Origin of the sequence: Acidianus manzaensis (assembly GCF_002116695.1) — an archaeon.
Classification (GTDB): Archaea; Thermoproteota; Thermoprotei_A; order Sulfolobales; family Sulfolobaceae; genus Acidianus; species Acidianus manzaensis.
The window spans coordinates 1,583,498-1,607,125 of the sequence record NZ_CP020477.1 but is presented as its reverse complement, the minus strand read 5'-3'; the positions used below and the strand labels follow the sequence as shown (position 1 = coordinate 1,607,125).

General features: G+C 30.5%; 33 protein-coding genes and 4 tRNA genes. 7 read left to right on the top strand and 30 right to left on the bottom strand.

Translation table 11 applies throughout. The features are described 5' to 3' along the window. Positions 1 to 47: 47 nt before the first annotated feature. On the top strand, positions 48 to 725 hold the full coding sequence (locus tag B6F84_RS07960) for an orotidine 5'-phosphate decarboxylase / HUMPS family protein (RefSeq protein WP_148691747.1): 678 nt from the start codon (positions 48 to 50) through the stop codon (positions 723 to 725). A 14-nt stretch (positions 726 to 739) separates the two neighbouring features. Next, positions 740 to 1,222, top strand: coding sequence for a hypothetical protein (locus tag B6F84_RS07955; RefSeq protein WP_148691746.1), 483 nt, complete (start codon positions 740 to 742; stop codon positions 1,220 to 1,222). 42 nt (positions 1,223 to 1,264) lie between these two features. On the opposite strand, the gene B6F84_RS07950 is transcribed toward B6F84_RS07955, so the two are convergent. Genes B6F84_RS07950 through glmM form a run of 3 tightly spaced genes read right to left on the bottom strand, consistent with a single transcriptional unit; the run spans position 1,265 to position 3,475 of the window. Next, a complete protein-coding gene (locus tag B6F84_RS07950; RefSeq protein WP_148691745.1) occupies positions 1,265 to 1,678 on the bottom strand; it encodes a DUF2153 domain-containing protein in 414 nt (137 codons plus the stop codon). 52 nt (positions 1,679 to 1,730) lie between these two features. After that, entirely contained in the window at positions 1,731 to 2,111 is a 381-nt protein-coding gene (locus tag B6F84_RS07945) for a Trm112 family protein (protein WP_148691744.1), read from the bottom strand. Then, complete coding sequence (glmM, locus tag B6F84_RS07940) at positions 2,108 to 3,475, bottom strand: phosphoglucosamine mutase (protein WP_148691743.1); 1,368 nt, start codon at positions 3,473 to 3,475, stop codon at positions 2,108 to 2,110. Before glmM ends, B6F84_RS07945 begins: the two co-directional genes overlap by 4 nt. A 172-nt stretch (positions 3,476 to 3,647) precedes the next feature. Between glmM and B6F84_RS07935 the strand changes: the two genes are divergently transcribed. After that, on the top strand, positions 3,648 to 4,064 hold the full coding sequence (locus B6F84_RS07935) for a hypothetical protein (protein ID WP_148691742.1): 417 nt from the start codon (positions 3,648 to 3,650) through the stop codon (positions 4,062 to 4,064). On the opposite strand, the gene B6F84_RS07930 is transcribed toward B6F84_RS07935, so the two are convergent. The 3 genes from B6F84_RS07930 to coaBC form a co-directional block, all read right to left on the bottom strand. After that, a tRNA-Met gene (locus tag B6F84_RS07930) sits at positions 4,062 to 4,135 on the bottom strand. The genes B6F84_RS07935 and B6F84_RS07930 overlap by 3 nt on opposite strands. Positions 4,136 to 4,508: 373 nt before the next feature. Then, positions 4,509 to 4,582 (bottom strand) — tRNA-His (locus B6F84_RS07925). 274 nt (positions 4,583 to 4,856) lie between these two features. Beyond that, a complete protein-coding gene (gene coaBC, locus B6F84_RS07920) occupies positions 4,857 to 6,107 on the bottom strand; it encodes a bifunctional phosphopantothenoylcysteine decarboxylase/phosphopantothenate--cysteine ligase CoaBC (protein WP_236748923.1) in 1,251 nt (416 codons plus the stop codon). 32 nt (positions 6,108 to 6,139) lie between these two features. Between coaBC and rimI the strand changes: the two genes are divergently transcribed. Next, positions 6,140 to 6,643, top strand: a complete 504-nt coding sequence (gene rimI, locus B6F84_RS07915; protein WP_148691741.1) for a ribosomal protein S18-alanine N-acetyltransferase — start codon at positions 6,140 to 6,142, stop codon at positions 6,641 to 6,643. On the opposite strand, the gene B6F84_RS07910 is transcribed toward rimI, so the two are convergent. Genes B6F84_RS07910 through B6F84_RS07895 form a run of 4 tightly spaced genes read right to left on the bottom strand, consistent with a single transcriptional unit; the run spans position 6,623 to position 9,698 of the window. Then, on the bottom strand, positions 6,623 to 7,117 hold the full coding sequence (locus B6F84_RS07910) for a hypothetical protein (protein WP_236748922.1): 495 nt from the start codon (positions 7,115 to 7,117) through the stop codon (positions 6,623 to 6,625). The genes rimI and B6F84_RS07910 overlap by 21 nt on opposite strands. Then, positions 7,056 to 7,958, bottom strand: a complete 903-nt coding sequence (locus tag B6F84_RS07905) for a triphosphoribosyl-dephospho-CoA synthase (RefSeq protein ID WP_187152658.1) — start codon at positions 7,956 to 7,958, stop codon at positions 7,056 to 7,058. Before B6F84_RS07905 ends, B6F84_RS07910 begins: the two co-directional genes overlap by 62 nt. Continuing rightward, positions 7,930 to 8,835: a nucleotidyltransferase domain-containing protein gene (locus tag B6F84_RS07900; RefSeq protein ID WP_148691739.1), complete on the bottom strand. Its 906-nt coding sequence runs from the start codon at positions 8,833 to 8,835 to the stop codon at positions 7,930 to 7,932. Before B6F84_RS07900 ends, B6F84_RS07905 begins: the two co-directional genes overlap by 29 nt. Further along, positions 8,799 to 9,698: a DUF1464 family protein gene (locus B6F84_RS07895; protein WP_148691738.1), complete on the bottom strand. Its 900-nt coding sequence runs from the start codon at positions 9,696 to 9,698 to the stop codon at positions 8,799 to 8,801. The genes B6F84_RS07900 and B6F84_RS07895 overlap by 37 nt, the downstream gene beginning before the upstream one ends. A 118-nt stretch (positions 9,699 to 9,816) precedes the next feature. Between B6F84_RS07895 and B6F84_RS07890 the strand changes: the two genes are divergently transcribed. Next, a complete protein-coding gene (locus B6F84_RS07890; protein WP_148691737.1) occupies positions 9,817 to 10,356 on the top strand; it encodes a hypothetical protein in 540 nt (179 codons plus the stop codon). An 18-nt stretch (positions 10,357 to 10,374) separates the two neighbouring features. Here B6F84_RS07890 and B6F84_RS07885 read toward each other — a convergent pair whose 3' ends face one another. Beyond that, a complete protein-coding gene (locus B6F84_RS07885) occupies positions 10,375 to 10,869 on the bottom strand; it encodes a zinc ribbon domain-containing protein (RefSeq protein WP_148691736.1) in 495 nt (164 codons plus the stop codon). Positions 10,870 to 11,107: 238 nt separating this feature from the next. Here B6F84_RS07885 and B6F84_RS07880 point away from each other — a divergent pair. Next, positions 11,108 to 11,184, top strand: a tRNA-Gly gene (locus tag B6F84_RS07880). A gap of 670 nt (positions 11,185 to 11,854) precedes the next feature. Here the strand turns inward: B6F84_RS07880 and B6F84_RS07875 are convergent. Together B6F84_RS07875 and B6F84_RS07870 are read right to left on the bottom strand one after the other, a co-directional pair. Next, entirely contained in the window at positions 11,855 to 12,472 is a 618-nt protein-coding gene (locus B6F84_RS07875) for a hypothetical protein (RefSeq protein ID WP_148691735.1), read from the bottom strand. A gap of 847 nt (positions 12,473 to 13,319) precedes the next feature. After that, positions 13,320 to 13,393 (bottom strand) — tRNA-Phe (locus B6F84_RS07870). A gap of 179 nt (positions 13,394 to 13,572) precedes the next feature. Between B6F84_RS07870 and B6F84_RS07865 the strand changes: the two genes are divergently transcribed. After that, positions 13,573 to 13,902, top strand: a complete 330-nt coding sequence (locus tag B6F84_RS07865; protein ID WP_148691734.1) for a hypothetical protein — start codon at positions 13,573 to 13,575, stop codon at positions 13,900 to 13,902. Here the strand turns inward: B6F84_RS07865 and B6F84_RS07860 are convergent. The 17 genes from B6F84_RS07860 to B6F84_RS07780 all read right to left on the bottom strand — a co-directional run bounded on the left by B6F84_RS07860 (position 13,899) and on the right by B6F84_RS07780 (position 23,627). Continuing rightward, on the bottom strand, positions 13,899 to 14,315 hold the full coding sequence (locus B6F84_RS07860) for an archease (RefSeq protein ID WP_148691733.1): 417 nt from the start codon (positions 14,313 to 14,315) through the stop codon (positions 13,899 to 13,901). The genes B6F84_RS07865 and B6F84_RS07860 overlap by 4 nt on opposite strands. A 276-nt stretch (positions 14,316 to 14,591) precedes the next feature. Next, positions 14,592 to 15,374: a DNA import protein CedA gene (gene cedA, locus B6F84_RS07855; protein ID WP_148691732.1), complete on the bottom strand. Its 783-nt coding sequence runs from the start codon at positions 15,372 to 15,374 to the stop codon at positions 14,592 to 14,594. 4 nt (positions 15,375 to 15,378) lie between these two features. Beyond that, complete coding sequence (gene cedA1 / locus B6F84_RS07850; protein WP_148691731.1) at positions 15,379 to 15,615, bottom strand: DNA import protein CedA1; 237 nt, start codon at positions 15,613 to 15,615, stop codon at positions 15,379 to 15,381. Between the two features lie 67 nt (positions 15,616 to 15,682). Next, positions 15,683 to 16,216 carry a (d)CMP kinase gene (gene cmk / locus B6F84_RS07845; RefSeq protein WP_148691730.1) on the bottom strand — a complete coding sequence of 178 codons (534 nt, stop codon included), beginning with the start codon at positions 16,214 to 16,216 and terminating at the stop codon, positions 15,683 to 15,685. Beyond that, a complete protein-coding gene (locus B6F84_RS07840; RefSeq protein WP_148691729.1) occupies positions 16,213 to 16,476 on the bottom strand; it encodes a 50S ribosomal protein L34e in 264 nt (87 codons plus the stop codon). The genes cmk and B6F84_RS07840 overlap by 4 nt, the downstream gene beginning before the upstream one ends. Positions 16,477 to 16,952: 476 nt before the next feature. Next, complete coding sequence (locus tag B6F84_RS07835) at positions 16,953 to 17,540, bottom strand: adenylate kinase (protein WP_148691728.1); 588 nt, start codon at positions 17,538 to 17,540, stop codon at positions 16,953 to 16,955. A 2-nt stretch (positions 17,541 to 17,542) separates the two neighbouring features. Continuing rightward, entirely contained in the window at positions 17,543 to 18,928 is a 1,386-nt protein-coding gene (gene secY, locus B6F84_RS07830) for a preprotein translocase subunit SecY (RefSeq protein WP_148691727.1), read from the bottom strand. A 17-nt stretch (positions 18,929 to 18,945) separates the two neighbouring features. Continuing rightward, entirely contained in the window at positions 18,946 to 19,380 is a 435-nt protein-coding gene (locus B6F84_RS07825) for an uL15 family ribosomal protein (RefSeq protein WP_148691726.1), read from the bottom strand. Between the two features lies 1 nt (position 19,381). Next, the gene (locus B6F84_RS07820) at positions 19,382 to 19,852 is read right to left on the bottom strand and encodes a 50S ribosomal protein L30 (protein ID WP_148691725.1); all 471 of its coding nucleotides are present in this window, start codon (positions 19,850 to 19,852) and stop codon (positions 19,382 to 19,384) included. A gap of 6 nt (positions 19,853 to 19,858) precedes the next feature. Further along, the gene (locus B6F84_RS07815; protein ID WP_148691724.1) at positions 19,859 to 20,503 is read right to left on the bottom strand and encodes a 30S ribosomal protein S5; all 645 of its coding nucleotides are present in this window, start codon (positions 20,501 to 20,503) and stop codon (positions 19,859 to 19,861) included. A 2-nt stretch (positions 20,504 to 20,505) separates the two neighbouring features. After that, positions 20,506 to 21,096, bottom strand: a complete 591-nt coding sequence (locus B6F84_RS07810; protein ID WP_148691723.1) for a 50S ribosomal protein L18 — start codon at positions 21,094 to 21,096, stop codon at positions 20,506 to 20,508. A 5-nt stretch (positions 21,097 to 21,101) separates the two neighbouring features. Beyond that, on the bottom strand, positions 21,102 to 21,557 hold the full coding sequence (locus B6F84_RS07805) for a 50S ribosomal protein L19e (RefSeq protein ID WP_148691722.1): 456 nt from the start codon (positions 21,555 to 21,557) through the stop codon (positions 21,102 to 21,104). 5 nt (positions 21,558 to 21,562) lie between these two features. After that, entirely contained in the window at positions 21,563 to 21,961 is a 399-nt protein-coding gene (locus B6F84_RS07800) for a 50S ribosomal protein L32e (protein WP_148691721.1), read from the bottom strand. Next, complete coding sequence (locus tag B6F84_RS07795; protein WP_148691720.1) at positions 21,961 to 22,503, bottom strand: 50S ribosomal protein L6; 543 nt, start codon at positions 22,501 to 22,503, stop codon at positions 21,961 to 21,963. Before B6F84_RS07795 ends, B6F84_RS07800 begins: the two co-directional genes overlap by 1 nt. Before the next feature lie 11 nt (positions 22,504 to 22,514). Continuing rightward, complete coding sequence (locus B6F84_RS07790) at positions 22,515 to 22,916, bottom strand: 30S ribosomal protein S8 (RefSeq protein ID WP_148691719.1); 402 nt, start codon at positions 22,914 to 22,916, stop codon at positions 22,515 to 22,517. A gap of 6 nt (positions 22,917 to 22,922) precedes the next feature. Continuing rightward, a complete protein-coding gene (locus B6F84_RS07785; protein ID WP_148691718.1) occupies positions 22,923 to 23,087 on the bottom strand; it encodes a 30S ribosomal protein S14 in 165 nt (54 codons plus the stop codon). A gap of 12 nt (positions 23,088 to 23,099) precedes the next feature. After that, the gene (locus B6F84_RS07780) at positions 23,100 to 23,627 is read right to left on the bottom strand and encodes a 50S ribosomal protein L5 (RefSeq protein WP_148691717.1); all 528 of its coding nucleotides are present in this window, start codon (positions 23,625 to 23,627) and stop codon (positions 23,100 to 23,102) included. Position 23,628 lies beyond the last annotated feature (1 nt).

Below are 23,628 nucleotides of genomic sequence, written 5' to 3'. Positions count from 1 at the left end.
ATTCTTTTATAGATTAATTTAATTATTACCATATCCGTTTATGTGATATGAAAGACCAAATTCTAGACAAGATTTCAAAAGTAAAACAATTACAAGTTGCCTTAGACTTCATATCAATTGAAGACGCATTAAATGTTGCTAGACAAGCAATAGAAGGAGGAGCAGGAATAGTAGAAGTAGGTACTCCATTAGTTAAATCAGCAGGCATAGAAGGCATGAAAAAACTTAGACAAGTTGCTAAAGACAAAATCTTACTAGCCGACACTAAAACAGCAGACGCAGGAGATGTAGAAGTTCAAATAGCTAAACTAGGAAATGCAGATATAATGACTGTATTAGGCATAATGAGCAATTCTACTATTAAATCAGCAGTAGACAAGGCAAAAGAATTAGACATGATAGTTCAATCAGATCTTATAAATGTTCCAAATCCAGTAGAAAGAGCTAAAGAACTAAAACAACTAGGAGTAGATATAATAGGTTTACACGTAGGTTTAGACGTTCAAAAAGAACGCGGAATTAGCGTTACATCATTAAAAAACGAAATTAAAGAAATATCTAAATTCTCCTTAGTTTCAGTAGCTGGTGGAATTAATGAAAATAATATAAAAGATTTAATCGACCTTCCTATAAACATTTTCGTAGTAGGCGGAGCAATAACAAAAAGCCCTAATCCGACTATTACAACAAAACGTTTAGTTAATATAATAGAAGGGAAAATGTAATATCGGGGAATAAATTGTCTCAATCTGGACCATCTTCTACAAAGACTAAAGAACTTAAAAACGTTAGCAAACAAGTCATTAGTCCAACAGTTTTAAAAGAAGATAAAAGAAAACTTCAGTTACTATATATAATTAAATCAATAGGAAGCATATCAGAAAGAGCAATAATTGCACTTTTATATGATGCTTCACAAAAAGGATTAAATTTAGGTTATGAATTTAACGTAATAGGAAATAACGTATTCAGTCCAACATTAAAAGAAGATATAACTTCACTTCTCTATTTAGGATATATAGAAACAGATCCTGCAAATAAAAAACTAAAAATCTCAAGTAATGGAGAAGAAGCATTAGAAGAAAATAAAACTAATATTGATGATAATTTCAAAAATCAACTCAATCAAATATTAAGCGAATTAAAAGCAAAAATAACAGCTTTAGATGAAGAATATACGTTAAAACTTAGATCAAACAAAAGAAACTTTTATAGAAGATAAATCAAAAACTATATGTTTTTAATCATTTATTTACCTTTTTTCTTACATTGTTGTAAAAGTTACTCTTCTATTTTGATTTTGCTGTTCTTCTACTACTGATCTAGACCATATTAAAGGATCTAATTTTCCTTCTTTGCCTAATTTGGTTATAAGTTCACGTGCTTCACTAGTATGCCTAATATCCAACTCTAAAAGTTGTTGCAATATATTCCAGCTAGTATTTTTAACGTCTTCAAGCATTTCTTTTGGCATATGTTTTATTATCATAGGATCTTGTAGCCACTGATCGAATGCTTTTATTGTCCTCATCATATGTTGGAAAGCTACTCTAGAAGCTAAGATCAAATCTAATCTATCCATATCCTTCTCGTTTTTCTGCATGTCTTTTATCGTTTCTAGCAAACTTTTTTGCATCTTTATCCATTCGTCTAAATTAGATAAGAATGAATTCTCCACTATTTACACCAAAAATAATCTTGTACAATCAGATTAATAAGCTCATTTTAAACTAAGAAAGATTAAATGGCAACCCTTTTTCCACTATCTTACTAGATAATTTATCCTTATTCTTTTTTAGGAAATTTATATCTTCATCCTTATTTCTTAAGTTATCTGGTAACATTCTAGGAATTTCGTCAATTATAGGATACCATCTACCACATGATGGACAATATAATACACCTTCTTCTATTTCATAAGTTATACATTCATCACAAGGAGGATTTTGTATATCTTTAACATTACCTTGCTTGTAAGCACAATATAACTCGCATAAAGGTTTCTTTTCGTCTGTAGTTCTTTCCATTTTTTTACTAGAAATTACAGTTAACTCTAATGGAAAATGCTTACATATTGGACAAGCTAATAAATCCATTAGTCTATACTTCATACCATACTACCTACTAGTTTAACTATTTCATTGCTTAAATTCTCAGCTTTAGCAGGATCTTTAGCTTCTACAAAAATTCTGATTATTGGCTCTGTTCCGCTTTTTCTAACTAAGAACCAATAATCACTTGAAATTATCTTTATGCCATCAATAGTAATTACTTCCCCTTTATCTTTGTACATTTCCTTAAGAGTTGAATAGATCTTTTCATAATCAGTCTTAGGAGTAGAATTTACTTTTGTTTTTACTAAATAATACTTAGGTAATCTATCAAATAATTCAGCAGAAGTTATATTTTCTGATGCTAGCATCTCCAACATCAATGCAAACGACATTCCACCATCTCTAACATTTTGATGAGCTGGAAACATGAATCCGCCATTTTCTTCAAATCCAGCTATACCCTTTTCTTCAATTAACTTATGTGCTATATCAACACTTCCAACTTTAGTCCAAACTACATTAATATTATACTGTTTAAGATACTCTTGAACTAGACTAGAACTAGACACTGCAGTAAATATTCTTCTAGGATAGTCTTTCTCTTTAGTTGACGCCCAGTAAGATAGTAAAGCACCACTTCTATCTCCCCATTGAACTCTCCCCTCAGAATCAATAAATATTACTCTATCTGCATCTCCATCATGCGCAATACCTAAATCAACTTTAAGAATTTTTGCAATTTCTGCAGTATCTTTTAAACTATCAAACGTAGGCTCAGGAGTCCTTGCAGGAAATAAAGGATCAAGATTAGTATTTACACCATAAACTTTACATCCTAATTCCCTTGCAATTATAGGAGATGTGATAGATCCTACGCTATTTGCACCATCAACTAAAACCTTGAAATTCTTCTTTCTGATTTTATCTACATCAACGTGAGATAATATACCTCTAACATAATTATCAATTACTCTATCCTCCTTCTTTACATCAAAAGTTAACTCTCTCCAATCTACTGAATAGAATTTTTCAGAAAAATAAATATCCTCTAACTCATTTTCTTTTTCCCTAGAAATTTCAACTCCATCATGATCTATTACCTTGATTCCATTATACTCAGCAGGATTATGACTAGCTGTTATTATTACTCCAGCGTCATAACCTAAAGTTTTTACAGCAAATTGCAAAGCAGGAGTTGGAGCAAATCCACCTTCATAAATTTTCACTCCAGCACTCAATAATCCACTTTCCACAGCTCTAGCATACATGTCTCCTCCAGCTCTAGCATCTCTTCCAATTAGTATCGTAGAACCCTTACCGAAGAAAGTACCTATTGCTTTACCTAATCTTAAAGAAAGTTCTAATGATAATTCAGAATTTATTTTACCCCTTACTCCATCAGTACCGAAAAGTTTTCCCATAAATAATATACCCATGATTACAATTTAAATTATTCTATAGCTCAGTTTTTCCAGCGCTAATCATAATATCATACGACCCTCTTCTCATCACTAAAAGAAGATATATAGTTAATAAATATTAAAAGTTATTAAATATAAGGCTTAAGATCTAATTTTGCTAAAATTATTGTTAATGCCAAATAAAATAACACCTTTAATTACTGGAATAGACAAATCAGGAAAAATAATACATAAAGAAGTTTTAGTAAACAAAGACACACTAGTAAATATAGATATAAATGGAGATCAAATCGTAATAAAAACTAATACTGAGTATTGCGTTGGAAAACTTTCTGAATGCATCACCATACTTAAGAAGTACAAGCTAGAAAGCATAAACGAATACATAGGTGATAAAACATTATTAGAAGAAGGATTAGAACAGATTAAAGGGCATCCAATTTCAGCAATTTTCATAGTGCACTTAGATAATTTCATTATACCATTTTTTGAAGGAAATAATGAATTAAATAGGATATCATTTGAAATACTAAGAAAATATCAAGAAGATATTAAAGAACAGATAAATGGAGGCGGGAGACAAGAATAGCGGCGCCTGGACTTGAACCAGGGACCTCAGGGTTATGAGCCCTGCGGGCTACCAGGCTGCCCCACGCCGCTGCTTTATCCCGCCTAGTTAACATTAATATTTTCTAAAATTAAAGCTTTCTATACGCTAGTTACAACATATAATTTTATTATCATTTTAGTAGACGTATTCATTAGACTAAGTTTATATTACATTAATGTAAAAATAATATGCTAAATCAAATGACAATTAAAAAATTTAGTATTATTACTTTAGTTTACTCTGCTTGTCAGTGTTTCTCTATTTTTAATTAAGTTTTGTCTCTGTTAGGCTCTCGTTTTTCTACTCATAAAAAATAGATTTTGATTTTATTACAGTTTAGTTTTACATTATATTACTTTATTCTTATACGTTATGCAATGGGAATAAAACCGACCCAGTTCACTGAAAATTATCGTAAATTAGGGCTCGGACCGGGATTTGAACCCGGGACTTCTGGGTCCACAGCCCAGCGCTCTCCCAAGCTGAGCTATCCGAGCCAATACAAATTTGGAATTTAACTTTTATAAACTCTTCTTCATGATAATAGATTCAATATTAATAACTAATTTATCAGATCTTTAAGTTAAAAATAGTTAACTTGATATAAATTCTAAATATTCATTATTTATTCTTCTTAATAGGCATTATTTATCTAATTAACATGGATTCTTCTTAATTTATCTCTTTATTATTTACTTCTAATTTTCAACTATTGGACTCAAGAATCTTATTTTATAGGAAAATATTTATATTTTCCTATTAACTCCAAAATTATTGGAAATTATATTTCATGTACTCTTCTCTAACAACATCAAGTAATTTTCTAGCTATTATAGTCTTAAAGGTTTTATCTATTTTTACTATGTTATTATTTGTAATAATTATAACTTCATCGTAATTAGATGAAAAACCTATATCTTTTCTTTTAACGTTATTAGCTACTATTATGTTAAATCCATGTCTTTGTTTTTTTATCTTAGCTTTTTGTATTAGTTCCTCATCGCTATTTACTGTTTCTGCTGAAAATCCTACTATAAACCCCTTATTTTTTATAAATTCTGACAATTTAGGTGTTTTCTCTAGTTCTACTTTTGGTACTTCTGTATGGCTATCTATTTTTTCTTTTGCTATTTCTTTGAATTTGTAGTCTGCTGGAGCACCAGCTAAAATAACTACATTATATTTTTCTTTTTCCATTAAGTTAAGTATAGCATTTAACATGTCGTCAGTAGTTTCTACTCTAATTTCTTTTGAATAGGGTTTTATGTCACTATTTAATGGACCATGTACTAAAACTACGTCTGCTCCTCTAAATAATGCTTCATTTGCTATAGCTATTCCCATTGTTCCACTACTAGGGTTTGATATATATCTTACTGGATCTAAATATTCTCTTGTTGGTCCTGCAGTAACTATGATTTTCATACCTTGAAGATCCTTTCCTCTAAGTATAACTGAAGTTATTCTGCTTGATAAATATTCTATATCTGGATAATGCGCTACATCTCTAATTATATAGGGGTCTATTATTTCTATTTCTGGTATTTTTCTCAGTTTATTAAGTACATCATTCATAAATATGGAATTCCACATTTCAAGATGCATTGCTGGAACGATAAAGACTTTTTTACTTTTCTGGATAAAATTTACAGCCAAAAGTGTAATACTATTATCTGTAATTCCATTAGCTAATTTTGCCATAACGTTCATTGATGCTGGAGCTATAATCATACTGTCAAATGAGTTTGGAATTGTTATATGCTCTAATTGTCCAGTTATTTTGGTTAGTACTTTATTTCCTGTAGCCCATTCAAATAGCACGTGATTTATCATTTTTTCCGCACTTCTAGTCATTGCTACATGTACTTCTGATCCTCTTCTCATTAGTGCTCTTGCTAGGTCAATGCTTTTGTATATTGATACGCTTGCAGTTACTGCAAGTAAAAGTTTCTTATCTTTTAATTCGTCAGAAATTTCACCTATAATCCTCTTTGAAGGATGAGACATAAATTTTTCACGCATCTATATAAACTCTTTAATAAAAATATTATAGCATGGAACAAGCGATAGATAAGTCAAAATCTTATAGTATTAGAAATGTTAGGTTGGATGATATTGATCAAATTATTAGAATTAATCGTGAAACTTTACCGGAAAATTATCCATATTATTTTTTTGTAGAACATGCTAAAGAATATGCTGACGCTTTTTATGTTGCTGAAGTAGAAAAAGGTAGAATAGTTGGATATATAATGCCTAGAATTGAATTAGGATTTAGTAATCTAAAGAGTATACCTACATTAAGTAAAAAAGGACATGTAGTTTCTATAGCAGTTTTAGAAGGATATAGAAATCAAGGAATAGGTACTGAATTACTAAAAGCATCAATGAAAAGCATGAAAGAAGTTTACAACGCAGAAGAAGTTTATTTAGAAGTTAGAGTAAGCAATTATCCTGCTATAAGTCTCTACGAGAAGCTTGGTTTTAGAAGGATAAAAGACTTAAGAGGATATTATGCTGATGGGGAGGATGCATATTTAATGGCTGCTCCACTTTAACAATTTAATTTCTTTTGTATGTTCATTATATTCTGCATAATATCCTTTGTAAAATGAACCTATTGAGATAATTTTTATTCCTAATTTATCAACTATTTTCTGCTCTTCAGAATGACCATGAAGTACTATTTTAATCTTAGCCTTATTTTCTAATATTAAGGATGTTATATCGCTCCTGCCTATCTTTACTCTGTACGTAATTCCTGAATCAAATCCTTTTGGAGGAAAATGGGTTATATATATATTAGTTGAAAAGTCAGTAGAGAAATCTAAATAATTAGTAATTATCCTATTATTCTTTTTAAGGTACTTCTGAATATAAACGCTTTCCATTTCACCTAAAATTCCATGATAGTTATTAAGATATTGAGGGCATTCAACGTCGCCCAGACCTATTATAGTATCGAAATTATTAATAAATTCTATCGCATCCTCTTGGCAAAGGAAGTTTGATATTATTGCGATTTTTGTCATACCACTCATCAAGTAAGTATAAAGATATTGCTGAAGCTATAATATCTGCTGTTGAGCCAGGGTTAAACTTATGCGATACTAAATATGAATTGAAATCGTTCAATTTTTTTTCTGATATATTTTCTAAAATTTCAGAGGCCAATTTAGATACTTCTAACGCTATTCTTGCTCCATGTTTCCTATAAATCAAACCGTCAGGTACTTCAGATAGTATAGTAAGATACGCTATTTGTATTGCTCTATCTAAATCTTTGGCATTCTTTTTTAATATATTATAAGCTAAGAGTGAATAATGATAATCTAATATCATGTTTCTAGATACTGAGTCCATATTTGATGAAAATTTTAGAACCTCGTATAATGTATAACTATTTACTTTTCGATAATCTAATTTATCCATCTTCCCTAAATAACTAAGTTGAAGTAATTCTAAACTCTTTGTAAACCATTTAGCATCTTCAATTCCTAGTGATTTAACTATTTGACTTAATTTGATTTTTAATGAAGTGATATCATAACTTAGTAAGCTAGCATATGCTATTGGCAATAGTAGTAATTGCGTACCTAATATAGAGTAGTTAACATTTAGTTTTTTGCTTTTCTGTATAGCGTTATAAAGCTCATCATATATTACATTAGATTCTTTATAGCCTTTAATACAGGTTAGTTTGTATGAATCTTTTGCTACAATGGAAGATAATATAAGATCTTTGTAACTTACTGTTTGTAAATCTTGATATCTGGATGCATTTCCTGGTTTAAATACTGATGATTCTAAAACTGTAGAGAAGGATAATAATGATGATATTTCACTACAAAGTTGGTTTAATATATCCTCCAACTTCTCTGTCACCTATAATTATAACGTTTTCATCGTTACATTTCATTAACATTCCTCTTACTTTAACGTTACCTCCTTCATATATGATATAATTGAATATTCCTTCGTAGGATATAATTTTATACGTTAAGTTTGAAGTGTGTAATAGTCCAGTGGACGGATAGACTAAAGATTTAGCGCCTTCATTTTCTATGATTCCTTCAACCTCTATTTTTCCTACCTTTTCGCAAGTCATCTCGCAATATTTCCAAGGTATATCATCTACAAACAGAAATGAATATTTAATGTTCTTATACGTTCCTCTTGTTTTTTTAGTGTATATTTTTTTAACTAAATCTAGTGGTAAAGAATAATTTTGTGCTGTTTCATATATCCAATCTTTGTCTTCTTCAAATCCGTCGAAATTGTTTATAAAGTCTAAAATTGACTTTTTACCATAAATAATAAAATCTATATCTGATTTTTCGTGATTTATCCCTAAAAGTAATGAACCGCCTATTCCAATCCTTAAATTTAATTTTATTTTCGATAAAATCTCAAGCATTATAATTTCTAGATCAGTATTATGAGATTTGTTTATTATCTCCAATATTTTTTCATCTGGTTTATAGTGATTTTTTATATTAGATAGGCTAAGAATTGGATATTTCACTCCATAACACGGCTCATACTGAAACTCTTGTGTAATTTCTAGTAAATTTTTCACACCATAATATTTAAATACTCTATCATATCCCTTCCATAGTCCTTTACCCGAATAATAATATTTTAAATAGGCAAATATATAACCAGGAGGGTTATAATTTGTTAGAACTACGTATATATTATTATTTTTATCTTTTACAATGTCTTTATCCAAGAAATAGCGTCTTCCCATCCTTCAAGCCTTACATAATCTATAGCAGTACCATGACTATTAAGCATGCTAATATATTTTCTAAAAACTCCTCCACCTAATGCATTTGCTATATATGCAGCACCTATAGCTACTTCTTTAAATTCAAATTCCATCTTAATTCCAAATGGAATTTTATTTTTACCCTTTCCTGATACAATTATTGGTATTTTATATGTAAAACTATACCATTCAGCTATTAACCTTGCTATTTCTATGCTTCTTTCTTCATTTCCATTAGTGTATATTGTACTTTTGGTTATATTGGAAAATTTATGTAACAAATATGCTACTTCTCCATCAATACATCCTGGTGATACTAAACCTGGAATTTCTGTTCCTCCAAATCCGTCTATTATAGATCCATCTTTGACTACTATTATTGATGAAAAATGTCTACCAACCTCAAGTAATACAAATGAATCAAACATTGTCCTATAAAAGAAGGCTGCAGATACTTTATCTGCAGTACCCATGTCGATTTTATTAATTTTTTTATACAAGCTTACACTATCTAATTCTATAACGGATGGGATAGTATAGGCGTTTTCTGATTTTAAATTTAACAATAGACTTCTTAATGGTCCTTCTTTATTTGGATCCGCTAGAGTTAGAAGAAATATTTCCTTATCAGATATTTTAGAAGATTTAAAAAATGGTAATCCATGTCCTGATGGTAGTGCTATAATTTTAGGTTTAAAATTAAAGATATATTTTGCTATATTGCTAGCTTCATGGACTACTACATCTGTTGGAACTTCAAAATATTGTCTTATTTTTCCTAGTTCATCTACGATCGCTATAGCATAGCTTTCACTACCAGGATCTACACCAGCAAATAACACTTAAGAAATATAAGTTACGTAATTATAAAACTATTAGATGATGAAGAATTTAAGAACAGATTAGTGATGTTAGTGGGCAGCCACTGATTTTAAATATTAATATATACATCTGTATACTATGATTAATGACGAAAGTTCAGAAAGACAACCTTGTTTTATGAGAAAAGATATTTATGAGGAATTGAAAAATTTAGCTAGTGCTAATGGAATATCTATTTATAAATACACAAATGAACTACTAGAAGCCTCGATAGAACTTGAAAAAAATGGAATAAAATTAAGCATGGCTAGAGATCAGATATTACTTTTAACTAAAATGATGGAGAACTATAAGGGCCTATTAATTTTAGCGCCTTTCTCTACATATAAGTTTTCTGATAAAACAGAGTGGAAAAAATTTGGTAAGGAAATAATAGCATATTTACTTCAATTCTCTACTGATAAATATTCTACTATTATATCAACATTATTTATGTTCTTATCTTTTATAGCAGACGTAAATATTAGTTCGAATATATTAGAAGCTAGATCACCACTATTTGCTGATGAAAAATTACAAGACATTATAGTAGAAATGATAAATGGAATAAGAGAGATAGTAGATTTTAATATAAAAGTAGAAAAACAATATGGAATAATAAAGGTAAACTTAGAATAAAATACTATGGGATATTAATTACATTAATTTACTTCCACAATTGGAACAGAATTTTGAACCTGGTGGATTTAAGGCACCACATGCTGGGCATCTTATCTGCTGACCGCCTTGCTGAAGTGAAGGTTGAACAGTAGGCTGTGTAGACATAGGCATAGACTGCACCGGTTGTTGAAATGAAGGTTGTAAAGTAGCCATATCGAATAAACCATCATTAATTTCCTTATCAATTTGTTTTATAAGCCTCCTATCTATTAATTCTCTACCTAAAGGACCTATATGCTCTTCTTCTATTATTATCCTAAACTCTGTAGGATTTCCGGTTAGTCTTACTATTAATTCTTCAGCATGGTGTAAATGACCTTTCTTGAGCCCTCTAATTACAAAATCTTGGTATTGTGGATTCATCATGCTAGGTTGAACACTTGATTCCCATCCTTCCTCTAATAAAATACTATTTATTTCTTGAGCTAATGCTTGCAAATTTATATTTCTGCCTGAATATAACTTTTGCATATGAGATATATCAAATCATAGATAATAAATTCTTATGATATTTCTAATGATAACTATCGATTAAATCTAGATTAGAAGGTAAAAATAATACAAATAATATTGTTATTTAATTGCTATCTAGATTTATGAGATATTATTTGTATTAAAGTTTAAAATAAAATTATTTATAAAATGTCTTAGAGAATCTTCATGATAAAGCGTGGGAAAAAGTTAAATTTTTGCTTACACAAATAATATTGCGGTCGTAGTCTAGCCTGGATTTAGGACGTGAGCCTCCCAAGCTCATGATCCCGGGTTCAAATCCCGGCGGCCGCAATATTTTATATTAAATTGATGACTTTTACGTTCTCTATATAAAGGCGTAAATAGAACAGTGGAACTTATTTTTGGAATAGCGTCAGTTTATTATAAGTAGAGTGATTAAAGTAAGCAACAAATCCAGCTTCTCTGAGACAGGGTAACGCTTTTAAAGCTAAAATCCTTTTCTTACTGGGCACTTCTACTGGTCAACTTAAAAACGGATGAGAGCAGGAGCCGACACCCACTCCTACAATACTAGTAAAACTACCCAGCTTAAAACAAACATAGTAATACACTAAAAGTTAATGCATAAGCAATCATTCAGAAAAACAATGAAGCTTAGTCGTCCTTTTTCTAGTTGATAAAACAATGTGAAAAACATCACCACCACACACTATTAGAAGAGTAACGGAAAAAGAAAGAAGATCTTGGTACTTGGCTATTATATCGTAGTACTAGGACAAAGGAAGATTATTTCTATCTTCAGAAAAAGATTGCTGAAGTCTAATCGGCAGATAAGATAAAGAATCTTGGTGAGTTGGAAGCATATTCTGGTCTTAATTTTTGTAAATGGGATAGAAAATGAATTTATATCAAGATTAATTAAAGTTATGGAACTGCTTTTTATTATTTTTGATTTATTTTTAAGGAGGTGATTTTAAGGACTATTGTAGGGGGGAGTAAGTCAGTAAAAAGCTAAATTGAATTTATTTTTTATATAATTCAATTTATTATAAGGATCGAAAACTGGCCAGATGTCTATCTCTCCTCCATTGAACAGTAAAACTCTGAACATTCCAACATCCATAAGGCGAGGATTTATAGCCCCAGCGAGTGTGGGATTAGTATTTTCAGTAGTGACGTCAGTTACTACAATATTCTTTATCATACTCCAAGGGGCTACTAATTCACCTTCTATTATGTCTGGCTCTCTAGCTATTTTTATCATCTTTTTCGCGATCTTAATTATACCATATATAGCAGCAGCACTTATTGCAATCCCTATTACACTACCAAATATCTTAGCATATAATGGGACATCACTAATCCAGTAAACTCCAATTGTGAAAAAGCCGAAAGCCACTGCTATCAATAAAAATAGTATTGCAAAAACTCCACCTATTTCACCAAATACTTTCCCAGCTCTTTTACCTCTATTTTTGGCAATGTAAATGCCATCGGGAGCTGCAAAATATAAGCCCCTTATTACTGCTATTCCTTTGCTAGAGATTAATTGACGATAATGCACAAGATCATTAATAGGAATAATTTCTCCAGATTTTAGATTAAACTGCCTTATCATTATGTAACATTTATATTATAAGCAAATAAACATTAACATTGCAAAATTTAGATACCCATCCCTCAAACTTAATATTGAGGGGGTTTTAAATCCTCAACTTGTTTTTCTAAGGCTTTATTTTGCTTTTGAGAATAATATACTGAAAATGCTTAAGGCTATTGAGGAAATAATGCCTCTGGCTGCACCTAAATCAGATATTATGCTCATTGCATCTACCACTTAAGTGACGAATTAAAGTATATTTACAAATAAAAATTTTTAAATCACAATAGAATTTACTTCCTAGTAAATAAAACGATTAAGGGATTCGGATGTGTTGAATTGAAGTCATAAAAAATCGACAAATAATACAGCTAAATTGTAGTTCATGAAATCTTCTATATATCTTACAATAATCGCTAAATTAATACAAGTGTTAGTATCTTTATATTTATGTGAAATAACTTTTTTGTGTATATAATTTCTTTATATTTTAAATTTTTGCGTATTACATAGTAATTTTCATGACTGCATTCCAACAGTCCCAGGAATTTTGATATAGCTTTATTCTACTTTTATTTTCAACTAATATTGTAGATTTGCTTAAACATGTAACATAATACGTTAATTTTTTCCGTTTTTCATGAAACATTTTCTAGTCTCCCAGGCTCATGATCCCGGGTTCAAATCCCGGCAGTCGCAATATTTTCTAATATTAAAATTAGATTTTTGCTAACTAATAGTTATTATAATTAAAATATTCATTAAACAAAAACTAATATAATAAGCTTGATCTATCGATAAATAATAAAGAAGCAAGCTAATAATACGGAATGAAATATAATTTCAGCGTATTTACTCTAACCTATGCCGCCGGCGGGACTTGAACCCGCGACAGCCCGGTCTTCAGCCGGGCGCTCTCCCGAGCTGAGCTACGGCGGCGTTCGATAATAAAATATTATTCCTTAAACTTAAAACTTTTGTTTCATTTTTATTATTATAGGGGCCTGGCGACACCCTAGGAGTACCCTTTATGGGAATCCATGAAATAGGGTCTCCAGCGGCCCCAACATTTACATAGAGTTTATTTTTATATGATAATAGTCTTATCTAGATTTTAGATGAAGTTGTTATTTGTAATAGTAAACAGCATAGGAAATAAAGACTATTTGTTTAATATAATTAATCATGTTAATGGAGATTTGTTTCCAGAAATTATTCACATACCGTTATCTGCTTTTGATTGGAATAATAACTGCTACAAATTAGATAAAATTTTACATATTATAAAGTCTAGATTTAACCAATATCCTGCTAAGTATATCGTAGTATTCTCTAATTTAGAGATATGTGAACAGATTATTGGCAAAATAGATGATAAAATAATATTATTGAATGAAAAGAAAAAAGAAGCATATAATATTGAAGATTTACTAAAAAATATCGATTAAATATCTACTACGAATGTTATTACGTATTGATCATTTATTTTATTTATAGATAATAGACTATATGTCATTGCTTTTACTAATGTACGCCTTTCAAATTGATCTCTGAATTTTTCTCCCCATGCAATACCGTGCAATTTCATATTAACCTGATCTATATCTACTTTAAATTTGCTAAAAACTAAGAGCTCAGAATCGTAGAAAATTAGTAGTGACTCTATCCATTTATAAAGTAAATTCTCTAAATCTATTCCGTCTATTTCTACTTCTCTTTCCTCAATAGGTTTTACTTGAGATGTATTAGTCATTACTTCAAAAACTGCTAGGGCTGAATTTTCAAAAGCCTCTTCTAAGGTTCTTCCATAAGCTTTGATCCCTACGTCTGCTGTGTTATCAAAGAACTCGAATTTTTTCATAAAAAGATTTTTAGCTAAGGAACAATTTAACGTTAGTGATAAATAATGGGTGGAAGACAAAAAACAACGTTATTCATGACAAAGGAAGTAAGAAAAGAAAAAAGATCAACTACTGGTCAGCAAACTTCTTCAAAATAAATCGTATCACAGTATATATAGACAAAGCTATAGCAATATCGATTAAGAAATATAGAAAATTTTTTGATATATTATATATTATTATTGAGTTTATTAATAATAATATAATTATTAATGTATAGCTTTTCATTACATCACCTAAAATATTTCTATAGGAATTGGCATTCTAGATGAATATCCAGTTATTGCAGAACCTAAACCTATTGTAATTCCGCTTAAAATTATTAAATATGCTATAGGAAAAACTAAAGTCCCTTCTACCAGTAATGGTATTGCTTGTGTTATGAGAAAATTAACCGTATTAGTTATATCATTTCCTGATACTGAAATATTCAGAATATTAATTCCTAATGATGTCAAAAATTGAGGTAAATATGGTAATGCAGAATAAAAAACCACTCCAAAAGCTATTAAAGAACCTCCTACACTTCTCCCTATCCTAAATGGGATAGATAAAAATAAAATTCCTAACACAACAAAAACTGGCGCATATTCATAAACAACATTTGATATAACTAATAATGTCTCAGTAGTAGTAATTAGTCCTGTTAAAAATGAAAATATAAATGATAAAGGAGCCAGAAACACTGTTAAAGCAGGATCTTGAGAAATGGATGCGGCTACATATACAGTTCTAATAATTGCGTATAAGTCTACTTCTTCCACTAAAACAGCATATATCCATTGGTAATAGTAACTCCAACTAACTCCTAGAAGACTATTAATATACTGCATTACAGAAATGATAGTACCATATATATTAATCCATATTGCAGAATAAATTCCATCTGTTATTAATCTTGTTCCCCATTTTTTTATACCGTATAGTGGGATAGGTAATGCCATTATTAATGTGCCTAAAAAATATGTTAATGAAGCTAAAGAAGAAGATAAAAGCAAAATTTGCCCAATATTTATCATACAATTACACCTGAGATGCCAAATACGAAACTAAACTAAATACGGTAGATCCAATAGCTAACCAAAATGCTGCAATGATCGCATCTTCTATTATGCTCTGGCCTCCTCTTTTTAGCCTAAATATAGGTATTGGAGAACCTCTTAAAGCCCATCCAATAGCCCAAGATAAAATAAATATACTCCATGCAGTTTCTGTAACTTGCGTAGTAAGACTTTGAATAAGCCCCTCTAAACCAGACATATTTTACCCTCAAGTATTTAGTTAAAATTTATATTATGGACTGTAGATCGAAACTAATTTATTTAGTCTAGTTGTTAGAAGAAAAATTATCCAAGTATTTAGTAATAATACATATAATATCATTCACACTTATTTTAGACGTGTTTAAAACAATATCAAATGGCGTTAAATCAAAAAGATCAATTCCATAATATTTCCAGAATCTAAAGTAATGACTCTCTTCTCTTTCTATAATTTTTAATAATGCGTCGTTATATGATAAATTGTCTCTGTTTGATATCCTCTTAGCTCTTACTTCAAGAGGAGCCCAAAGATATACAGATAAATCTGCGATATCCTTTAATAGCCAACCTGCAATATGCGATTCTATTACAGCATTTCCCTTTCTTGACTCTTCTAGAATTCTAGTATCTATTAATTTGTCTACGTCGAAACTCTTTTCAGCATCTTTGTTCATGCTTATAAGGTCCTTTCCAGATTTTTTGGCTAAATCTCTAAAAAGAGTACCAGCAGAAATAAAACGTAAATTATATTTTTCAGATAAACTTTTAGCAATAGTGGTCTTTCCACTCCCTGATGGACCACTGACAACTATAATCATGAGTTTCCTCTCACTGCTTGCTTTATTAAATTTTCAACACATTCATGGCATAAAACTCCTCCAAAAACTCTCTGTGGTCTCTTTTCAGATTTTGATAGATTATTAACCTTATTCGTAGGAACGGCTTGTAATGGCCTATTACATATCTGACATTTAGCTGATCCATTCTTTTTTTCATTATAATGAATTTTAGATTTCCCACTAGGTAACTTAACATAAGTCCTTCTAAAAGATTTACTCCTTAATTTAGGGCTTACCATCCTACCTCAAAAATTAATTTTCAGAATGGTTTAAATATCCTTCGGACGCTTTAATGATAAAGGAGTAAATAATACAAAAGAAAGAATAAATAATATAAGATTACTTCCTAGGATTTCATACTTTCCGTTCAAATTAATAGTTAATAAAGGCACATAAAATGGCAAAAATACTTGAATAGAAATATAATCCAAGATAACGAATAAATCAACAAAATAGAACACTAAAAGCAGAATAGATTGCAAAAATGAATAGAAATACAAACTAGAATTATATGATTTTATCTGTTTGGAAACCTTCTTATATATTTTTTCCTTGCGCTTATTCGAGGAAATTCTACTCATCCTATCATCGTACTGTTTTAGAATACTCATTACATAAGATAACCGTTTTCCTATAAAAAACTTATATATCAAGAAAATAACAAAATTAGAAAAAAATGAAATTAACAAAATTAGAAAAAAGCTTAAAATCATTTTTACATCATTGAATTAACTATTTCTTTTGATGCTATTTTAGGATCTCCTTCTTTATTTATGATTACTTTTACAGAAGCTCCTACTAACACAGCAGATGCCATAGCTGCATATCTTGCAAAATTCATTGTTTCAGTAATTACATTAATATCCGAATAATCTGATCTAATCCTATCCTTATCTTTTAGTTGTCTATTTAAAATATCTTGTGGATTACTTTCTAAAACAAAAATAACTTGCGGCGATAAAACTTCAATAACATGTTTAGGTAAACCCGGTAAATATCCAGAAGGAGTTCTTATGACAGCATGAGTATCTATAAACGCTAAACCATTATCTCCCAAACTTAAAGCATCATCAACTATCCTCTTTGCAGCAATTGTCTGCAATTCTTTCTGCTTACTTAATGGAAGTTTTCTCATCTCATCCCTATTATTAACATATCCATCTCTTATAGCAGTATTTAACATATAATCTCCATAATTCATTATCTTAAAAACTCTACCTTCTGCCTTTAATATTTCAGCTACATTATTTAATACTGTTGTTTTTCCAACACCTGGAATACCTGTTACAATACCCATTTTCAATCTTATTCACCTACTAATTTTCTTAATAGAGGATACATTTCTATAGATCTCTCGTAAGCTAATAAACTATAATACTGTACAGCTATCGTAACTGCTAATAATATTCCTACTCCAGTTCCATAAACTCCTAGAAAAGTAGCAAATACAGCAATGAGGCTCACAATAACAGAACTAAAGAAAGCTAATGGATAAATATATTTAGCTAGAATTGCCTCTATCATTTTTGTATTACTTCTCATTCCAGGTATTTCAATTCCAGCCTCAACTAGGTATTTAGCTTGAGTTGCAGGATCTAATCCAGCTACTTCAACCCAAACCAGACCAAATAATATTCCTAAGACAATGAATACTACAGCATATATTACTGCACCTATAGGATCAACAACTAAAGCATATACACTATGAGGTACATTTGGAGGTGGATAATCAAATACATCTGCTATTTGTGTAAGTATTCCAGAAGCCGACGATGATGCATATGACGAGAAAGTCGCAAACAATTGTATATCTGCACCCAAAACACTAACAAAAATTACTGGTATGCTGCTTACGTATAGAAAATTAAGAGGAATAGTTCTTCTTATTCCTCTTAACTTTTGAGATGTAACTGGTATCTGAATATTTATAGAAGTTAAATATACTATAAGAATTACTAATCCAATAGTAGTAATTAACCCAACTAAATCAGGCTTAAATGCAGCAGATGTATTTACAATTATTGACAATATATTACCATGAGATATAATTATCGAAGCTAAATCTGGAAAGAATCCTACTGGTAAGTTTTGAGAACTAACAGTAACTACTCCAAACATATACCAAAATATTATTTTCATTACTCCGGCAAGGATAAATAAGCTTACTCCAGAACCTAAACCCCAGCCCTTCTGAATCATTTCGTCAAGTAATAATATAAAGAACGTAGCAACAATTAATTGACCGGCAACTATACCTCCAAGTTCTAAGGGATTAACTGCAGCACCTCTAGTGAGAACATAACCAAATAATACAGCCTCTATTATTATAAATATAAAAGCTAAACCCTTTTGTGCTTCTGTAAACTTAGCTTTATCATCCTCGTTATTTAGATCTAAGTTAAGTAACTTTGATCCAACTAGAATTTGCATTATTAAACCAGCCGTTATTATAGGTCCTATACCTAATTGCGCCAATGTACCAGCGGTAGATGCAAAAACTACTTGTTCTAACAGAAAATTTGTAATTGAACTTACTTGAATCCCATATAATGGAACAGATGACATCACGAGATAAATTACCACAGCTATAATTGACCATAAAAGCTTTTGATTTAAATTAGGCTTAACAGACGGTTTCCTTACTGCAGGAAGAACTTTACCAAGGTTAGCTAAAGCATCAGTAAATGACATTTAATCTCAAAAAAGGATTAAGTATTAGGGGTTAAAATAACTTCTCCACCTATCTTATTAAGTTTCTCTTTAGCTTTTTCACTACAATAATTTACAACAACCGTTATTGGCAATGATATATTGCCACTACCTAATAATTTTTCATAGCCATACTTAGTTAAATCTATTATTTTTTTATTATCTTTTTCCTCAATTTTTATCTTACCAGACTCCAATAATTGATCTAGAGCTCTTAAACTTATAGCACTAATTTTTTTAGTAGTTGGATTCACGAAACCATGCTTACCATACCAATCCTTACCATATTTTACTACCCAAGACCATTTGTGCTTATGCATACCAATTTGTCTTCCTCCTTCTGTACCCCTATCTCTATGTTGCCCTTTAGTACCCCATCCCATTGTTCTATGTCCTCTTAATTTTCTAGTTTTCTTTTCTTTTCTTACTACCATTTTATACCATCCTCTTCAACAAGTTATTTATTTCTATACCTCTATAGCCGAATTCTCCTTTATTCTTATATGGCGAATTAATCTTTCCCTTAAATCCACCAGATGGCGCATGTAATCTAATAGGCAAAGAAAATATAGAAGAATACTTATTTATTTTTAGTTCTCCAGAGACAATCTTTTGCTTTAATTCACCTTTATCCATTCCAAAATATTTCTTTGCAACTTCATCAGTTAATCCATTATGATCTAGAGTCTTTAACCTGGATAAGATAAGTTCTGCTCCGTCTTCATTTAATTCACCCCATGTGATATAAGGTTGAACTTTAATCAACATGCCTTTTATGTTATTATCGTTCGGATAAACCATGGCATTAAACCTTTTAGGTAACCTTAACATTTCTAAAGTCTCTTGAATATTCCATGGGGTTGATGCGTAACCTCTTATCCTTATAATTAATAAACTTCCAGCCACTAATTTTCACCTTTTCCTGCTCCAATCTACAGGTGTAACAAACCTATATGTATTATATAATGCTGCATATCCTGCTCTTACAAAATTTTCTGTAGTCCTAGTTTCTCCTTTACTAGATGACCATACGTCTTTTATTCCTGCGTATGTTAGTAATGTCTTTAATACACCACCAATAACTAAGCCAGTACCTTTAGGTGCAGGCTTTAGTTCTACCTCAACACTTCCAGCTTTTCCAACTACAGTAAATGGCAAACTATGTGGCTCGCCACAAGTACACTCCCAGCTGCCGCATCCTCTTCTTACTGGAATGATATTCATCTTAGCATCTCTTATAGATTTTTGAATAGCTACTCTTAATTGCTTTGCTTTTCCGATTCCAATACCTACATAACCATCATAATTTCCCATAATTATGAGAACTTTATATCTTGATAATTCACCAGCATCAGTTTGTTTTTGAACCATTTTGATATCTACAACTTCATATTTTAAGTTAGGTAGTAATGTATCTATTATCTCTGGTTCTGTAATCACCAGGTTTTTTTCATAAATGTCTTTTAGTGATGTTATTTTACCCTCTTTTACTAATTGCCCAACTTTTGTTCTTGGCTTCCACTCTTCTACATTAGATAGGGGAACTGATTCTGCCATTTTTATTCACCCGAAGCTTTAATTTTATTTAATACTTCTTCTACGTGAGAAGGTAAATCTTTAGGATTTAAACCTCTAGCCAGATACTTTGAGAATTGTTTATTAAACTTTTCCGGATTTTCTTGTTCTAGTTTTTCAGCATACTCTGCTATATGCTTTCCATAAATTCTATCCTTATCAATTTCTACGTCTCCCATTGGTATTTCTAAACCAGCATCAATAGCTCCTTTTATTACATAAAATACTCTAGCACCAATAGAAGGAGTAAATAATCCAATATCAGCAGTTATTTTTTGTACATTTAATTTTTTAGCTCTAATACCTAATAAGAATCCAGTTAAATAAGAAGCTGGCGTATTATTTAAATCTCCTTTCCATCCGAATTTTTTGGATAATTCAATTGAATGAGCCATAGCTAGTGTTTCATCTCCTTTAGGATTAAATCTCATCAATGAGACTATAACGTAATTATTAGTTATCCTAACTACTAATCTGTCAGTCTTACTCTTCACATAAGTATAACGTTTATAATAGTTAGTTTTACCTTCTCTTCTACGTCTGAATTTTACTTTATAGTTTGGACCTTGAGCCAACTTATTCACCTCTTAATCTTACCCATTTGAATTAGAGTATTTCTTACATCATTTACGCTTCTAAATGAACCTCCTTTAGCTTTCTTATATAGTTGCCTATAAAGATGAGAATCAATAGTACCATTTGCCTTTAATATTCTTAGATAAAGTCTAATTTTTCTTATTCCGTTAACCCATTTTTCATGAGGGTCAAATCTTGCACCTTTTTTACCTTTTCTGCTTCCATATCCTCTTCTCTCTCCTTTTAGTCTTCTATTTTTTCTCCTTGCTTTTACTCTGCCTCTACTAACTCTTTTTCCTTTCTCGATTATTATCTTTCCATCTTTAATTAATCTAGAAATATCTTGAGTGGTTAATGCTTCCTTAATCTCATCTAAATTTTCTTCTGGTAGCTTCACATTATTTATTCCTACGCCCTTTACTTTTGCTGCTAATCTTTTTTGTAAATATAATTCAGGCATTTAATTCACTCTCCATTAGTCAATCTTAAACCTAATTCCTTAGCTTTTCTTATTATATCTAACCTTTTTCTTAAGCCTACATTACTAGCAATACTTATTATAACATTAGCTTTTTGATCTTTCAATTTCTCTACTTCATCTAAATTATGTACAATTACTTGCTTTAATCCAGATGGATGTAAATACCTTATAGTGTTAGGAGTCCTATATCCAGGATTAACTAACGGCATAAAACCCCTATATTTCAGCCTCGTTTTATTATCTATTCCTCTAGGTCTTCTCCATTTTTCTTGGCGTTCCAGTTTAAAATATTTATCCCAATCGTATCTGAGAAACTTAGGCAATTTTGATTTATATTTCAACTTCATTTTATATATCTTTTCTTTACTTAAGCTAGATTCCATTATTCAATCACCTCTTTTTTATAAATGAAAATACCATCTCCAAATACACGCCTATCAAAACCCGAAATTTTACTAGCACGTTCTATATTGGCTGCAGTCTGTGCAACTTTTTCAAGATCTATACCTTCAACTACTATATCTTCTCCTTTTACAGTTACCTTAACTCCATCTAATATTTTTGCTTTTCTAATATTTTTTTCTCCAATTAAATTTGTTATTTGCACTTCATCTCCTACTACTTTTACTGACATAGGGAAATGCGTAAATATTATCTTTAGATAATACCTGTAACCTTTGGTTACACCAATAAACATATTTTGAATATGTCTTAGTAATGTATAAACTAACGATTTAGTCTTTCTATTAGCAAACGTAGATTCTATAGTTATTATATTATTTTTTATACTTATTTCTATACCTCTTATTGATGAAATATCTCTTTGTAACTCTCCTTTTTTACCTTTAACTACGAGCTTTCCATTGTTAATTGATACATTTATTCCTTCTGGAATTTTTAATGATTCAGTAACAAGAACTTGCATATAAATCACCATCAATATATATATCCTAATGCAATACCTCCCAATCTTTGCCTTGCTGCATCTTTATGTGTCATCACGCCTTTAGATGTAGAGACTAGAATAACTCCAATCTCCTTTGATGGTAAATAACTCCTTATATGCTGTGGCAAGTTAATCATATCTCTATAGGCTAAAGAATATCTAGGAGATATAGGACCGCATTTATTTATTCTACCAAGCAGTTGAACTACTACTTTTCCCCATCTTCCATCATCAATATACTCAAATTCACCTATATATCCCTCTTTCTGAATTGCTCTAAGCACATTTATAATTAATTTAGATCCAGGAGTAAGAATAGCTTGTTTATTACGCCTTACCTCATTATTATATAAGGTAACTAATGCATTTGATAAAGGATTTGTTACTGTCATACTATTTCACCTCAATTTTTTAAATCCTAAATTGTAACCTACTTCTCTAAAACATTGCCTACACAGATATATATCGTATTTTTGAATGACTGAATCTGTACTTCCACAACGCCTACACACTTGAATTCCTTTTCCATGTTTTCTTTCTGTTGGAGGTCTGAATTTACCCATACTTCTCACCAATCATTCTACAATCGTAATACCTAGAGTATCTCTTAAAAAATTCATTGCTTCATTTTTATTTACTCTATGTGATTTTCCAATTTTGGAAGCCTTTCTTTTTCTTCTCTCTACTCTGTATCCAGGCCTTTCTAAAGTAATAGCTATGTCCATTCCAAATACACCAATATCAGGATCATATCTTACACCAGGTATTACAACATGTTCAGCTATTCCAAAACTTACATTTCCCATATTATCGAAGCTAGAAGCTTTTAATCTATAATTTATAGCTGGAAGAACTCTTTTTAAAAATTCTATGCCTTTTTCGCCTCTCAATGTTACTTTTACTCCTATAGATTGACCTTTTCTAACGCTAAACTCTTTAATTGACTTTTTAGCTATAGTATATACAGGTTTTGCCCCAGTAAGATCTTGTAATAATTGATAAGCCTTAGTTAACCTCTCTCCTGGTTCTCCTAAACCAATATTTACTGTAACTTTTGCTATTTTTATTCTTTTCATAGTATTTAATTGTACTTGTTCTGTCATG